Origin of the sequence: Hymenobacter sublimis, from assembly GCF_023101345.1 — a bacterium.
Classification (GTDB): Bacteria; Bacteroidota; Bacteroidia; order Cytophagales; family Hymenobacteraceae; genus Hymenobacter; species Hymenobacter sublimis.
Genome location: NZ_CP095848.1, coordinates 756,897 through 771,646, shown reverse-complemented (window position 1 = coordinate 771,646; position 14,750 = coordinate 756,897). Strand labels below are relative to the sequence as shown.

The following is a 14,750-nucleotide window of genomic DNA, read 5'->3' as shown; positions in this document are numbered from 1 at the left end:
ACATGGGCCGAAAAGAGTTTATCCCTAACTCTTTCCGGCCTCTTTTTTATTATTTTATTTTAGATGAGCTGTGCGTTATTATAGATGCTGCTTGCCGGAGAATATTACACAATAACAGTCCCGCTTTTCATATATCTACTGTTTTTGATGTCACTATGCTTTGCATAGTTTTTAATTCTATTTATACTAAAAGAAAATATATCATAAAATTAGCGTGGCTACTATTTATAATTGTTGAAGTTGTTAGCGCCTGCACAGTCGACCCATTCCTGACTAGCATTAATATTATTGGGCGATTTACGGGCAATTCTCTGTTGGCGCTACTGGCTCTAGTGCATGCCTGGCAACTTAAACCAACCACGCATACCTACCCTGAAAAGAATCCTGAATTAGTTTTTTCTTCCCTTGTGTTACTGTATTACACAAGCACAGTTCTGCTTATTACTGCCCAGGAGTTGTACCAACGAGGCTGGTTTACGGGCTTTACTTCCCTCTCAGATGTTCAGTTTGAGTTATTGAGCTTAGCCCTGTATCCGCCCATCCGGATTATGCAGATTGCGCTGGTGTGTTATTTACTCTACCTGTTTCCCGGACGCCGTTCTGTTCGGCAGGGCTTGCCCCGCTGGTTGCGCTTCCGGTTGGGTTGGCGCCCACCCACCGAGCCGCCGCAGTATCGGGTGCTTTCAGAGCATCTGATCAAGTAAAACCCTGTATCTTGGACAGGAAAATTTGGCTTTTGCTCCTTTCTATGCCCGACGCGCTTATCCCATTGGTCCTCGTGACACCCATTCTGCTGCTACTGGCGCTGGGTATCGTGGGCTTTGTGGTGCGCTACCAGCGGCGCCTGATTCAGCAGCAGCTGGAACTGCAGCAGCTCCACGAGGCCGCCCAGCAGCAGGCCCTGGAAGCGGCCCTGCTGGCCCAGGAGGAGGAACGCCGCCGCATTGCCGGCGACCTGCACGATGGCGTGGGCACCACCCTGGCCATTGTCAAGCTCCACCTCAACACCCTAGACCAGCCGGAGCTTACCCAGGAGGCATCCTCTTTGCTGGACCAGGCTATTAACGAGGTTCGGCGGATTTCCCGAAACCTGCTGCCGGCGGCCCTCCAAAAATTCGGGCTGCCTTTCGCCCTGGAAGCCCTGGCCCGCACGGTGCCCGTCGATGGTCCTACCCAGGTAGAGGTAGAGCAACGAGGCCAGCCCCGCCGCCTCGACCCCAAGTATGAGCTGATTGTGTACCGGGTGGTGCAGGAGCTGCTGGGCAACGGTTTGCGCCATGCCTACGCCGCCCATATTCATATTGTGGTTGAATTTGGGTTGGAGCAGCTGGCCCTACGCTACTCCGACGACGGGGTAGGCTTTGACCCTACCTTACCCGACCAGCCGCCCGCTCCCGGAACTCGTACTGGCCTGGGATTAACCAACTTACGCAGCCGAGTTGGCGTACTACGCGGAACCCTGCGCCACGAATCAGCGCCGGGGGAGGGAACCCGGGTTTGGATTTCCTTACCCATTCCGTACCTTTCTACAATTCAAACCGCTCCCTCCTCAGTCCTATGAGTGCCACCACCATTCGCTTAGCCGTAGTTGACGATCATATCCTATTTCGTAAGGGGTTGCGGGCCCTTATCAGCGGTTTTCCTGGGATGGAGGTTTTGTTTGAAGCCGGCGACGGGCAGGAACTCTTGGAGCGCCTCGACCAAGGTAACATGCCGGACGTGGTGCTGATGGACCTGCAAATGCCCGTGCTAGACGGGCTGCAAACGGTGCGCCTGCTACGGGCGCAGTACCCGCAGGTGCGCGCCATCATCATTTCCATGCACGATGAGCCCGAACTAATTGATTCTCTGCGGGCTGAGGGAGCCCACGGCTACTTGCTCAAAAACGCTAGCCCGGAAGAAGTGCGCGGAGCCATACAAAGCGTATTTGATAACCGCCCGAACCCCGGCAGCTCCCGCACCCTGCTAACGGCCTCGTTCTAACGAGATACTTGCCATCGGCCCCTCGCCGAACCTTATTCGAGTACTTACCTCTACCCCTGCAGTACGGAAGCAGCCGCTTTCCTGCTGCAGGGGTGTTTTATTCTAGCTCTGCTAGCGGGTCCCAAAACAACCGTTTGAAGTCCACTACCTGATCTTCCTGCACCGCGGTGCCTTCGGCCTCTAGGGCTTCCTGCATGGCCGTGGGCGACGCGAAGTGCTGGCGCCCCGTGAGCAGGCCATTGCGGTTCACGACCCGGTGCGCCGGTACGTAGGCATGGGCCGTGTGCGCGGCCATCATGGCCCAGCCTACCATCCGAGCCCCGTGCCGGGCGCCCAAGTAGTGCGCAATGGCGCCATAGGTAGTAACCCGGCCCGCGGGCACTAGGCGCACTACCTCATGTACTTCCTGAAAGAAATTGCGCTGCTTTTCGGTGGGGTTACGCGGAATGGACATGCTGCTTGCCTTCTGTTTTGGACGCGAGTTTCTGGTTTTTTAAGGGAAGAAGCTACCTCAGCCGCTGGCCTCCGTGCTTAGTCCCGGATGGCCCGTTACTGGCCTTGGGTACGGGTAGGGAGTACGTTGTGGTAAGCAACCCACTCAATTTTTCTGTGTCTTACCCCCATCATTCGCCTTCCCCTCCTCCTGCCCCAACTTAATGCCAATGGTTAGCGTTCTGACGGTTGCACCTTTCATTACGCATGGCACTGGGTCAGGCACCTCACTTGTAGTAGCTACATGCAAACGCAGCAACAAACCGAACAAGAAGTAACTGAAACCCGCTCCGGTGGCGCGGGCCGCCGCATCATCTGGCTGCTGGTAGCCCTAGCCGTTGTGGGCGCCCTGGCCTTCATCAAGATAAAATACTTTCCCTCCCAGAGTGCCGAAGGCAAAGGCGGCGGCGGAAAAGGAGCCGGCGCGGGTGGTGGTAAAGGTGCCCCCGGCGGTGCGGGTGGCAAAGGCGGGGCCGGCGGCGGCCAGAAGTTACCGGTGCAAGTGTACGTAGTACGGGCCACGAACCTAGCTGATGAGGTAGCCGCAACGGGCTCTATTCTGGCCGAAGAATCGGTAGTTATTAAAAGTGAAATTTCGGGCAAGATTACCAGCCTCAACATCCGGGAAGGCCAGCCAGTAAGCAAGGGGCAATTGCTGTTCAGCATCAACGCCGACGAAATTCAGTCGAACCTGCGCAAGCAGGAGTACAACATCAAGCTCTACCGCGACCAGGAGCGGCGCCAGCGCACCCTGCTCGACAAGGAATACATCAGCGCCCAGGAATACGAGCAGGCCAACAACCAGCTGCTCACGGCCCAGGCCGACTTGCAAACCTTACGCGCCTCCCTGGCTAAAGCCTACGTGCGGGCTCCGTTTGCCGGGGTGCTGGGCCTAACTACGGCCACAGTGGGCACTTACGTTAGCCCCGGCGCCGAAATAACAACCCTTTCCAAGGTCAAGCCGGTGAAAATTAACTTCACGGTGCCCAGCCGCTTCTCCAACCTAGTGCGCACCGGCGACCCGATTATCATCACCGACGAGGCTTCCAACAAAAAGTACGAGGCCAAGGTCTATGCCCTCGACCCGCAGATTGACCCCGTGAGCCGCACCCAAACCGTGCGCGCCCGCTACGCCAACACCAACAATGAGCTGCGCCCCGGGGCTTTCGTGAAAGTAAACCTGCAGTTAGGTGAAACGTCGAGTGCCCTGCAGGTGCCCACCGAAGCCGTGATACCGGAAGCCAATGGCTACAGCGTGTACACGGTGCAAGGCGGCAAAATGGTCCCGAAGAAGGTGAAGATTGGCGTCCGCTCTTCCCGCCTGATTCAGATTACCGACGGCCTGGCCGTCGGGGACTCCGTGATTCGGACTGGTATTTTGCAGGTTAAACCTGGCGACGCCGTACGAGTCACTAAGTAAGATTTCACCCAGTGTCTCGCAGTGGAAAGCGTGATGGTTTCGTGCGAACCGTTGCCCCTTGCTGCGAGACACTGCGTTTCCCACTGCGAACTTCTGCGTGAAAACAACTCATGAGCTTATCATCAACTAGCATAAATCGGCCGGTGCTCGCCATTGTGATGAGCCTGGTCATTGTGATTTTCGGGGTGATTGGGTTTCGCTACCTCAGCGTCCGGGAATACCCCAGCGTCGACCCGCCCATCATCACGGTATCGGCTTCCTACACTGGCGCCTCCGCCGACGTAATGCAGGGCCAGGTGACGGAGCCGCTGGAAGAAGCCTTGAACGGTATCCAGGGCATCAAAAACCTGACGTCCAACTCCCGCGACGGCCGCACCCAGATTACCGTGGAGTTTGACCTCGACGCCGACCTGGAAACCGCCGCTAACGACGTGCGCGACAAGGTTTCGGGGGCCCAGGGCCGCCTACCCCGCGACATCGACCCGCCTGTGGTGAGCAAGGCCAACGCCGACTCCCAGCCCATTGTCATGACCTACCTTAGCTCTAGCCGGCGCAACCTGCTGGAGCTAACCGACTACGCCAACAACACGCTCAAGGAGCGCCTCCAAACGATTCCGGGCGTGTCGGAGGTGCGGGTGTACGGGGAGCGGAAGTACTCCATGCGCCTGTGGCTGGACCCCGTGAAGCTCTCGGCCCTGGGCGTAAGCCCCGTGGATGTGCAAGCCGCCCTAACCCGCGAAAACGTGGAGCTGCCCAGCGGCTCGGTGCAGGGCGAGGCAACCCAACTGACCCTGCGGACCATGGGCCGCCTAAGCACAATAGAAGACTTCAACAACCTGATTATCCGCCAGGATGAATCGTCGTTGGTGCGGCTCTCCGACATTGGCTACGCCGAGCTCTACCCCGAAAACGACCAGACTATTTTCAAGGTAAATGGCGTGCCGATGGTGGGTTTGGCGGTAATTCCGCAGCCGGGCTCTAACCAGATTGACATTGCCGACGAGTTCAACCAACGCATTGCCCTCTACGGCAAGGACCTACCCAAGGACCTCGTGCTCAAGCCGGGCTTCGACAACTCGGTATTCATTCGCAAGTCCATCAATGAAGTGGAGCATACCATCATTGAGGCCTTCGTGCTGGTAGTTATCATCATCTTCCTCTTCCTGCGCGACTGGCGCTCGACCATCATTCCGGTGGTAGCCATTCCAGTGTCGCTGGTGGGGATTTTCTTCGTGATGTACCTGATGGACTTCTCCATCAACGTACTCACGCTGCTGGCCGTGGTACTGGCCATTGGTCTGGTAGTCGACGACGCCATTGTGGTGCTGGAGAACATTTACTCCCGTATTGAGGCGGGCGAAGACCCCAAGACGGCCGCCATCAAAGGCTCCGAAGAAATTCTGATGGCCGTTATCAGTACGACCATTGTACTGGCGGCCGTGTTCCTGCCGGTAGTATTCCTGACCGGTATTACCGGGCGTTTGTTCCGGGAATTTGGCATTGTGGTAGCCGGCTCGGTACTGATTTCGGCTTTCGTGTCCCTGACCCTGACGCCGATGATGTGCTCCGTGCTGCTCAAGCGCCAGGAAAAGCATAACTGGTTTTACCGCAAAACTGAGCCCTTCTTTGAGAAGATGATTGGGGGCTACCAAAGCAGCCTGGAAAGCTTTCTGCGCAACCGCTGGATGGCGTGGCTCATGGTAGTAGGTACGGGCGTGGGCATTTGGTTTTTCATGAAAACAATTCCGTCTGAATTGGCGCCAATCGAAGACCGTAGCCGCGTAAACATCAATGCTACTGGCCCCGAAGGCGCTTCTTTTGAGTTCATGGATGCCTACATGGCCCAGCTTACCAAACTGGCCATGGACACCACCGGGGAGCAAAACCTGAGCAGCGTATTTGCCGTGACCTCGCCGGGCTTTGGGGGCGGCTCTAATTCGGGTACGGCCCGGGTGCTCCTGCTGGATGCTGATGAGCGCAAGCAAACCCAGCAGCAGCTCTCCGACAAACTCAGCGCTGGGGTAAAGAAGCTGACCGCCGCCCGTACTTCCGTATCCCAGGACCAAAGCATAGGCGGGGGCGGAGGCGGCTTGCCGGTACAGTTTGTTATCCAAACCCAGGACTTTGATAAGCTACGCACGGCGGTGCCCAAGTTTCTGGATGCTGCTCGCCAAGACCCTACCTTCCAGTTCGTGGATGTAAACCTGAAGTTCAACAAGCCCGAGCTGCGCGTAAACATCGACCGGGAGAAAGCGCAAAGCTTGGGCGTATCAGTTCAAAGCATCAGCCAAACCCTGCAATCTGGCCTGAGCGGGCAGCGCTACGGCTACTTTATTCGGGAGGGCAAGCAGTACCAAATTATCGGGCAGGTGGCGCGCGAGGACCGCAGCCAGCCCCTGGATGTACGCTTGCTTTCGGTAAAGAATGCCGATGGGGAGCTGATCCAGCTTGACAACGTGATTCGCTTGCAGGAAAGCAGTACCCCGCCCCAGCTCTACCGTTTCAACCGCTACAACTCGGCTACCTTCTCGGCCTCCCTGGCGCCCGGCCGCACCCTCGGCGACGGTATTGCCGCCATGCAAGCCGTAGCCGACAAAACCCTGGACGACACCTTCTCCACCGAGCTGGCCGGCGCCTCCCGCGACTTCCAGGAAAGCTCTTCTTCCCTGGTCTTCGCCTTCGGCCTGGCCCTGGTGCTGATTTACCTGGTATTGGCTGCGCAGTTCGAGAGCTTCCGCGACCCGGTAATCATTATGGTGACGGTACCGCTAGCGTTATCCGGGGCGCTGCTGAGCCTGTGGTACTTCAACCAGACGCTCAACCTGTTCTCGCAAATCGGCATTATCATGCTGGTGGGGCTGGTGACAAAAAACGGTATTCTCATTGTGGAGTTTGCCAACCAGCAGGTTGAGAATGGCAAGGACTACATGACCGGCCTAATTGAAGGCGCTACCGCCCGTTTCCGCCCCATCCTGATGACTTCGCTCTGCGCCATTCTGGGTATTCTGCCGATTGCCGTAGCTACCGGGGCGGGGGCATTGAGTCGCCGGGCCATGGGAATTGGGGTAGTGGGCGGCTTGTTTTTTGCTACGGCCCTAACCCTGTATGTGGTGCCCGTTATGTATTCCTACTTCGCCACGGCCAAAAAGCACAAGCAACCGGCCGCCGAAGAAAAAGCAGTTGCGGCGTAATCGTGCCCTCTTTCGTTCTATCCCAACCGCTCGGTTTTCAGCCGCTGATTTCCCCCATGCGTCGTTCCTTTCTTGTTGCTTTTTTGCTGGCCTCTCCCCTCCCCTTGCTGGCCCAGCAGCCGGTGCTACCCACGCGCCAGCCCACCACCCAGCCCCAGAGCAAACCCCAGACGGAGAAGCCCGAAACCGTAGCCGCTGCGCCCTTTCTTACCCTAGCCGATGCCATTCGCATGGGGGTAGAAAACAACTACAACATTCGGCTTTCCCGCCAGGATGTGCGCCTGGCCGAGAACAACGTCACCCGCGGCAACGCCGGGCAGCTTCCTACCGTCAACGGCAACTTCATCCGCACATTTAACCGCAACAATGTGCGGCAAGAGTCCTCCAGCCGACCCGAGCCCAGCATTGCCAATGGGGCTCAATCCAACTTGCTGAACGCTAACGTAGCGGCTACCTGGACCATTTTCGACGGGTTTGGGATGTTCATTGCCTACGACCGGCTGCAGGCGCTGGAGCAGAGCCAGCGCCAGCTTACCCGCGCCACGGTGGAAGAAACCGTGGCCGATATAACGGATGCTTACTTTGTGGTTGTGCGCGAATCAGGGAAGATCAACTCCATCGAAGAAGCCCTGAAAATCGGGCAGGCTCGAATTGATTTAACCCAAGCCCGCGTGGACGTAGGCGTCAGCGCGAAAGTGGAAGTACTGACGGCCCGCGTAGATTATAACGCCGACCGTTCGGCGCTGATTCAGCAGCAGGAAGCCCTAAAAACTGCCAAAATCACTCTTAACAACCTGCTGGGCCGCAACCCCAACCTTAACTTTCAGCCCCAGGATTCCATTGTGGTAACCCAGGATCTGAACCGGGATGTAGTGCTTCAGGCCATACGGCAGAACAACCCCCGGCTGCAGCAAGCCCGGACGAACACGGAAGTGGCTACCTACGACCGGCGGCTGGTGCGCGCCTCGCGCTTTCCGCAGATCGGGCTTACCTCAGGCTACGGTCTGAACCGCAACATCAACGGCGCCGCCTTCTTTGGCACCCAGCTAGTTACCAACACCAGTCGCACCTTTGGGCTTAACTACGGGGTAGTGGCCTCGGTGCCCATCTTCGACGGCTTCAACCGCAACCGCCTCGAGCAAAATGCGCGCATTGCCGAGGAGCAAAGCAAGCTTCAACTCGACCAGACGCAGTTACAACTGGATGCCGAGGCGGAACAGGCCTGGGCCCAGTATCAAAACCGCTTGCAACTGCTGGAGCTGGAAGAGGCCAACATCCTATTGGCCCGCGAAAACGTGGCCATTGCCTTGGAGCGCTACCGCCTAGGCCTGCTAACGCCCTTGGCCCTACGGGAAGCCCAGCGCACCCAACTCGACGCTGAAGTGCGCCTACTCGATATTCGCTACCAAGCCAAACAAGCCGAAATTGTGCTGCGCCGCTTGAGCAGCGGACTAGTGCAGGAAGGCACTACGCAGCCGTAGTGCGAGCTGGGCTTTTGGTGCTAGCTTATCATTCAGGTCTACGAATTAGGCGGTAGTACCTACCGCAAGCCAGCGGTACACGGAATCCTTTTTTCAGCGCCCTGACCTTTAACAGTCGGGGCGTTGTTGCTTTTCGGCTCGTTTATTCTCGGATAGAGAATTCCTTCAGCCAAAAAAAACCTCCTTTCAGTGGGCAGTTAGCCTGGTCGAACGAAGAAAGTCCCTGGATGGGAAGCGGTACAGTAGTTTTGATTCATCATCAGCGCCACTACCCATCTACTGCACATGTTTGCTTCTGTACTTCGCCTCAGCCTTGTCCTTTTTGCCCTCTCGTTCTGCCTGCTTGCTGAATCGTCGGCGGAGGCGTTGGGTGGCCGCGGTTTGCTGCCCGCCGTGCGGGCCAAACTGAAAGGACAGTACCACCTGCACCGCCCCAATTACCGCCCCTACCGGGCCAACCGGCGCTAGTAAGCTGCGCTGTTGTGGCTATAATGGTGGGCCTGAAGTAAGTAAGCACACCTACGCACCATATACGTCCGTCGCCCCGGCTGCTGCATCCCTACCACCTGCTAAGGGTTAGAAGATAAGCGGCTGGGGCGGCAGGTTTTTAAAGCCAAGACAAAGCCCGAACCTACGGTGCGGGTTGCACCTGAGCTGTCCGCAATTGTTCTAAGGCCGCCAGCGTTTCCTTGCGTTTCTCTTTCTCCTTTTCTTCCTGAGCCACTGGCTCTTGAACCGGCGTGCTAAAGAAGGCCAGCAAGTGTTGGCGCTGGATGGCCGTTAGGTGGTCAAACTTTTTGTCAGCCAGCTTCCGGAGCCATTCGCCGTAGGTTTCATCGGTTAGGGCGTACTCCCCTAGCTTGGTGGGTTTACCTGTGTCGAAGTCGGCATTGGGTAGCTGGGGGCCTACTGCCACAGCCGTATCCTGAGGTTCCTGCTCCAGCAGGGTGCAGTAATTGCGCATCACGGTTCGGAAGCTGGCTTTGAATAACTCCTGGGCTTCGGGAGTAGGCAGCTTAAAGGCAAATGGCCGCAGCGGCCCAATTTTCGGCAGCACCCGCACGAAGTACGACAGGATGCGGGCCCCAGTGCCGGGGTGCTCGTAGTCGGTGCCGTAGCGCTGACGGTACTCCCGCTCACTTTCCTTGTACACGTATTCGCGGCGGCGGGCCTGGGGGCTCAGCTTACGAATATCCTTTTTCTGGGACTGCCAGGCGGCCCGGCTAGCAATGGGAATCAGGCTGCGCACAGCAAACCGAAATGAGCTGATAGCCAGATCAACATTGAACACCACCTGACCTAGTTCCAGCCCGTAAGTCTTCAGGAAAGCCCGTTCCAGCACTGGTTTACTCACCTGGAACCCGATGTAGCGCTGGTAGTCGGCGCTGCGGTAGCGGCCGGCCGCTACCTGCACCACATCGAAAGCAAACTCCAATTGAGTGTGCTGAATGGGCGCTTCCTCGTAGGTGATGACGTCACCAAACTTGGCCTTCAAATCGGGGTAGACGCTGGGCATGGCCCGGTTGGTACCTTCCGGGTGGCCGTGAATATCGGCGGCGTAGTGCGCCAGGGCCCCAAGGGCAAACGCGTACTCGTTTCGGTCGTGGGCCTCGTCGAGCAGGTTGCGTACAAAGTCGCCAGAGCGCACGTAGTGGGTCAGGTTAGTAAATAGCTCGGAGCCAAAGGGATAGTAGCCCATGTCCTGCAGAATGGAGCCCCCGTAGGCGTAGCTTTTGGCCTCGTTGAGCTGCTCCTCAGTAGCTCCGGGATAGCGCTGTTGCAGCAGCGGCAGCAGGCAACGGGCCCAGCTGGAATCCACGTTGGCCTGGTGAGTAAGCACGGAATAGGCCGAGGCCGGCTGCGTAGCTAGCCCCAGCAGGACCACTACGCCAACAATCCATTTCAGCATAGAACAGTAGGCCTGGCCGGGCAAAGTAGCTCAACCGCAAGCTTTGCCTTTACGCGGGCCTGCAATTCATGGTTGTAGCTACATACAAGCAAGCTGAACCGCGCTTTGCCGCGTTGGCTTGCCAGCTTCAGTTACAGAAGTTTAAATTACTGATCAGGTTCCCCTCCTTTTTCTAGCAAGGGGTTAGGCTAGTGCAAAAATCTTTAGGCTGCGTTGGCAGTAAGAAGCTTTAATTCAAAAAAGCTCGTCATGCAGAGCGTAGCGAAGCATCTCGCGTGCTGATGTTGTGGTAGTAAACCAACGATTCGGGCGAGATGCTTCGCTGCGCTCTGCATGACGGGCGTTGAGCTAGATATTCACACAGCTTGCGAGGTCACAGCCCGGCTATTTTTCGCCGGTCCTGAATTCATATTGATTCCAAATTCCTTACCCCTCATCCTTTTTGCGAACAACTCCCTGCCCCAGGAGTTACCTTTGTCGTGATGAAACCCGTGGTAGCTTTCTTTCTGGGAGTCCTGATGCTCGTGGGTAGCCTCGTGCCGCAGGGCGACTTATCGGAGCTGGGGAAGCTGCCGGAGCTGGCCCGCCACTTCCGCTACCACCGCGCCTTATCTGGCGGCCGCCTCTCGCCCCTGGCGTTTCTGGTGCTGCACTACGGCCCCCACGGCGCCGACCACCGCCGCAACCCCTACTCCCAGCGCGACGCCCAGGACCACCACAAGCTCCCCCTGGAACAGCACCACCACGATTGCGTGATGGTCAGCTTCGTGCTACCCACGGGCCGCGTGCTGCTGCCGGCGCCACCCCAAAGCTGGCCGACGGCTGGCTACCACAGCACAGCCGGGCCGTTGTACACGTTCAGCGTCAGCGGCTCCTTGCTACAACCACCCCGAGTATAAGCAGCTACGCCCCCGGACGGAGTGCGTCCGGCGACTACGTGCCTGTTTTCTCTTTCTGCTGATTTTGCCTCCGCCGCTACGGTGTAGAGACGCGACACTTCGCGTCTCGGCGCGTGCTGACGTTGTTGTAACCGCCTAGGCGTAGTCGCTCAGGCGCCACGACGCGAATATGCGTCTCTACAACCCGCGAGGGCAGCACTCCTTTTCTACTATGCTTTCCCGCATTATCCGGGCTAGCATCCACAACAAGCTGTTTGTGGTGCTGATGCTCGTGGCGTTGGTGGGGTGGGGCGGCTACTCGGCCGTGCACCTACCCCTCGATGCCATTCCCGACGTTACCAATAACCAGGTTCAGGTTATTACTCAAAGCCCCGCGCTGGCGGCTCAGGAGGTGGAGCAACTGCTCACGATTCCGCTAGAACTAAGCTTGCGCACCATTCCGGGGGTAACGGAAATCCGGTCTACCTCGCGCTTCGGGCTTTCGGTGATTACCGTGGTCTTCGAGGACGACATCAGTACCCTGCAAACCCGGCAGTTGGTGGCCGAGAAGCTGCGCACCGCCGAAGCCGAGCTGGGCGCAGGCCTCGGCCGGCCCGAAATGGCCCCCATCACTACCGGCCTCGGCGAAATCTACCAGTACAGCCTCGGCATCAAGCCCGGCTACGAAAAGCGCTTCTCCCTGTCCAAGCTGCGCGAGGTGCAGGACTGGATAGTGAAGCGGCAGTTGGCCGGCGTGCCGGGGGTAGTCGATGTCAGCAGCTTCGGGGGCTACGTGCGCCAGTACGAGGTGAGCGTGAATCACGAGCGCCTCAACGCCAGCGGCGTGACCATGCGCGAACTGTTCGAGGCCCTGGAAGCGGGCAACGCCAACACTGGCGGCTCCTACCTGGAGCGGGGCCGCAATGCTTATTTTATTCGGGGTGAAGGCCGGGCGGCCTCATTGCAGGATGTGGGCAGCATGGTGATTAAGCAGGTGAACAACGTGCCCCTGCTGGTGCGCGACGTGGCCGAGGTGCGCTTCGGCCACTCCGTCCGCTACGGGGCCATGACCTTCAATGGCCAGGGCGAAACCGTGGGCGGCATTGTGCTCATGCTCAAAGGCGCCTCCTCGGAGCAAACCATCAAGGGCGTAAAGGCCCGGGTAGCGGAAATCAACCGGCTGCTGCCCCAAGGCGTCTACGTGCGCCCCTTCCTCGACCGGACCAAGCTGGTAGACACCGCCATTCACACCGTCGCCAAAAACTTGATTGAGGGCGGCGTGATTGTGATGGTCGTGCTGCTGGTGCTGCTGGGCAACTGGCGGGCCGGGCTGGTGGTGGCCTCCATGATTCCGCTGTGCATGCTGTTTGCTCTAGGGCTGATGCACACGTTTGGCGTATCGGCCAACCTCATGAGCCTGGGCGCTCTGGACTTTGGGCTGATTGTGGACGGGGCCGTGATTATCGTGGAAGCCATGATTTTCCACCTCGTGCATTTCCGCCAGAAAGCCGAGCACGAAACCATGGACCAGGTAGCCGAAACGGCCGCCACCCGCATGATGCGCTCGGCCTTGTTCGGGCAACTCATCATCCTCATCGTGTACCTGCCCATTTTGGCCCTGACTGGCATAGAGGGCAAGATGTTCCGGCCCATGGCCCTGACGGTGAGCTTCGCCATTGTGGGGGCCATGCTGCTGTGCCTGACCTATGTGCCGGCCGTGTCGGCCTGGGCCCTGCGCAAGGACATCCAGGAGGAAGGCACCGTGGCCGACCGTATCATGAAGTTCTTGTACCGCGGCTACCAGCCCATCATTCACGGGGCCCTGCGCCTACGCGGACTGGTAACGGGGGCCGCCGTGGGCTTGCTGGTGCTGGCGGGGGTAGTGTTTGCCGGCATGGGTGGCGAGTTTATCCCCCAGCTCGATGAGGGCGACTTTGCCGTGAACGTGGCCCTCACGCCCGGCTCCTCCCTCAACCAGAGCATTGCCACCACCACGAGGGTGCAGCAGATTCTGCTCCGTCAATTTCCTGAAGTAGAGCAGGTAGTGGGCAAAATTGGCACCTCCGAAATTCCTACCGACCCCATGAGCCTGGAAGATTCCGACCAGATTGTCGTGCTCAAGCCCCAAACCCAGTGGACCTCGGCCAGCTCGCGAGAGGAACTGGCGGGCAAGATGAGCGAGGCCCTGGCCAGCGTGCCCGGCGTAAGCCTGGAGTTTCAACAGCCCATTCAGATGCGCTTCAACGAGCTGATTTCCGGCGTCAAGTCCGACATCAGCATCAAGATTTACGGCGACGACCTAGGCTTGCTTTTCGACAAGGCCAATGAAGCCGCCGCCCTTATTCGCCCCCTAGCGGGCGTCGGCGACCTGAAGGTGGAGCAGATTGCGGCCCTACCTCAACTGCGCGTGACCTACAACCGCCAAAAGCTGGCCCAGTACGGCCTGCGCGTTTCAGACCTGAACACCCTGCTGCGCGCCTCCTTTGCTGGCGACGTGGCGGGCCAGGTGTACGAGGGCGAGCGGCGCTACGACCTGGTCGTGCGCCTCGACAGCACCAACCGCCGCAGCATCCAGGATTTGCGCGGCCTTTACGTGGATTTACCGGGCGGCGAGAAAGTGCCCCTGGAAGAAGTAGCCACCGTGGTCTTCCGCAACGCCCCTATCCAAGTGTCGCGCGATGATGCCCGCCGCCGCATCAACATCGGCGTGAACGTGCGCAACCGCGACGTGGAAAGCCTGGTGGCCGATATTCAGCAGCAGCTCACCGCCAAGCTGAAGCTACCGGAAGGCTACAGCCTCAAGTACGGCGGGCAGTTCGAGAACCTGCAGCAGGCCAAGTCACGCCTAGCGGTGGCAGTGCCAGTGGCCCTCCTGCTGATTTTCGTGCTGCTCTACCTCTCCTTCCACTCCGTTAAACAAGCCCTGCTGATTTTCACCGGCATTCCGCTAGCCGCCATTGGGGGCATTCTGGCCCTGTGGCTGCGCGGGATGCCGTTCAGCATATCGGCGGGGGTAGGCTTCATTGCCTTGTTTGGGGTAGCCGTGCTCAACGGCATCGTGCTGGTTGCCAGCATCAACGAGCTGGCCTTGATTGGCATAACCTCGGTGCGGGAGCGGGTGCTGAAAGCCACCGCCGAACGATTCAGACCAGTGCTGCTCACGGCGGCCGTAGCGTCCTTAGGGTTTCTGCCCATGGCTCTGAGCAACTCCGGTGGCGCCGAAGTGCAGAAGCCCTTGGCCACGGTGGTCATCGGCGGACTGATTTCGGCTACCCTGCTCACGCTCGTTCTGCTCCCGGTGCTCTACACGCTTTTCACCAAAGACGGTGAGGCCAGCCCCGTAGAATCTACCCCGGAAGCCTTGGCCGATGCCCGCGAAAACCATGAGTTGTAGCC

The 14,750-nt window shown here is 58.5% G+C and carries 11 protein-coding genes; 9 read left to right on the top strand and 2 right to left on the bottom strand.

Translation table 11 applies throughout. The annotated features are described in order from the left end of the window. Positions 1-2: 2 nt before the first annotated feature. From MWH26_RS03335 to MWH26_RS03325, 3 genes are read left to right on the top strand one after another with little or no spacing between them, the layout of a single operon-like run. The gene (locus tag MWH26_RS03335; RefSeq protein WP_247976038.1) at positions 3-704 is read left to right on the top strand and encodes a hypothetical protein; all 702 of its coding nucleotides are present in this window, start codon (positions 3-5) and stop codon (positions 702-704) included. 44 nt (positions 705-748) lie between these two features. Continuing rightward, positions 749-1,561 (top strand): sensor histidine kinase, encoded by an 813-nt coding sequence (locus MWH26_RS03330; protein ID WP_244695218.1) that lies wholly within the window; start codon positions 749-751, stop codon positions 1,559-1,561. Next, entirely contained in the window at positions 1,558-1,983 is a 426-nt protein-coding gene (locus MWH26_RS03325) for a response regulator (protein ID WP_244695217.1), read from the top strand. Before MWH26_RS03330 ends, MWH26_RS03325 begins: the two co-directional genes overlap by 4 nt. A 97-nt stretch (positions 1,984-2,080) precedes the next feature. Here MWH26_RS03325 and MWH26_RS03320 read toward each other — a convergent pair whose 3' ends face one another. After that, a complete protein-coding gene (locus MWH26_RS03320; protein WP_244695216.1) occupies positions 2,081-2,437 on the bottom strand; it encodes an MGMT family protein in 357 nt (118 codons plus the stop codon). Positions 2,438-2,719: 282 nt separating this feature from the next. On the opposite strand from MWH26_RS03320, the gene MWH26_RS03315 reads away from it, so the two are divergent. The 4 genes from MWH26_RS03315 to MWH26_RS03300 all read left to right on the top strand — a co-directional run bounded on the left by MWH26_RS03315 (position 2,720) and on the right by MWH26_RS03300 (position 9,035). Then, positions 2,720-3,895 carry an efflux RND transporter periplasmic adaptor subunit gene (locus MWH26_RS03315; protein WP_247976037.1) on the top strand — a complete coding sequence of 392 codons (1,176 nt, stop codon included), beginning with the start codon at positions 2,720-2,722 and terminating at the stop codon, positions 3,893-3,895. 110 nt (positions 3,896-4,005) lie between these two features. Further along, on the top strand, positions 4,006-7,086 hold the full coding sequence (locus tag MWH26_RS03310) for an efflux RND transporter permease subunit (RefSeq protein WP_247976036.1): 3,081 nt from the start codon (positions 4,006-4,008) through the stop codon (positions 7,084-7,086). A 56-nt stretch (positions 7,087-7,142) separates the two neighbouring features. Further along, positions 7,143-8,567 (top strand): TolC family protein, encoded by a 1,425-nt coding sequence (locus MWH26_RS03305; RefSeq protein WP_247976035.1) that lies wholly within the window; start codon positions 7,143-7,145, stop codon positions 8,565-8,567. A gap of 285 nt (positions 8,568-8,852) precedes the next feature. Continuing rightward, positions 8,853-9,035, top strand: a complete 183-nt coding sequence (locus tag MWH26_RS03300; protein ID WP_247976034.1) for a hypothetical protein — start codon at positions 8,853-8,855, stop codon at positions 9,033-9,035. Positions 9,036-9,198: 163 nt separating this feature from the next. On the opposite strand, the gene MWH26_RS03295 is transcribed toward MWH26_RS03300, so the two are convergent. Next, positions 9,199-10,476, bottom strand: coding sequence for a zinc dependent phospholipase C family protein (locus tag MWH26_RS03295; protein WP_247976033.1), 1,278 nt, complete (start codon positions 10,474-10,476; stop codon positions 9,199-9,201). Between the two features lie 482 nt (positions 10,477-10,958). Between MWH26_RS03295 and MWH26_RS03290 the strand changes: the two genes are divergently transcribed. Both MWH26_RS03290 and MWH26_RS03285 read left to right on the top strand, forming a co-directional pair. Next, entirely contained in the window at positions 10,959-11,375 is a 417-nt protein-coding gene (locus MWH26_RS03290) for a hypothetical protein (protein ID WP_247976032.1), read from the top strand. Positions 11,376-11,586: 211 nt separating this feature from the next. Further along, on the top strand, positions 11,587-14,748 hold the full coding sequence (locus MWH26_RS03285) for an efflux RND transporter permease subunit (protein ID WP_247976031.1): 3,162 nt from the start codon (positions 11,587-11,589) through the stop codon (positions 14,746-14,748). Positions 14,749-14,750: the final 2 nt, after the last annotated feature.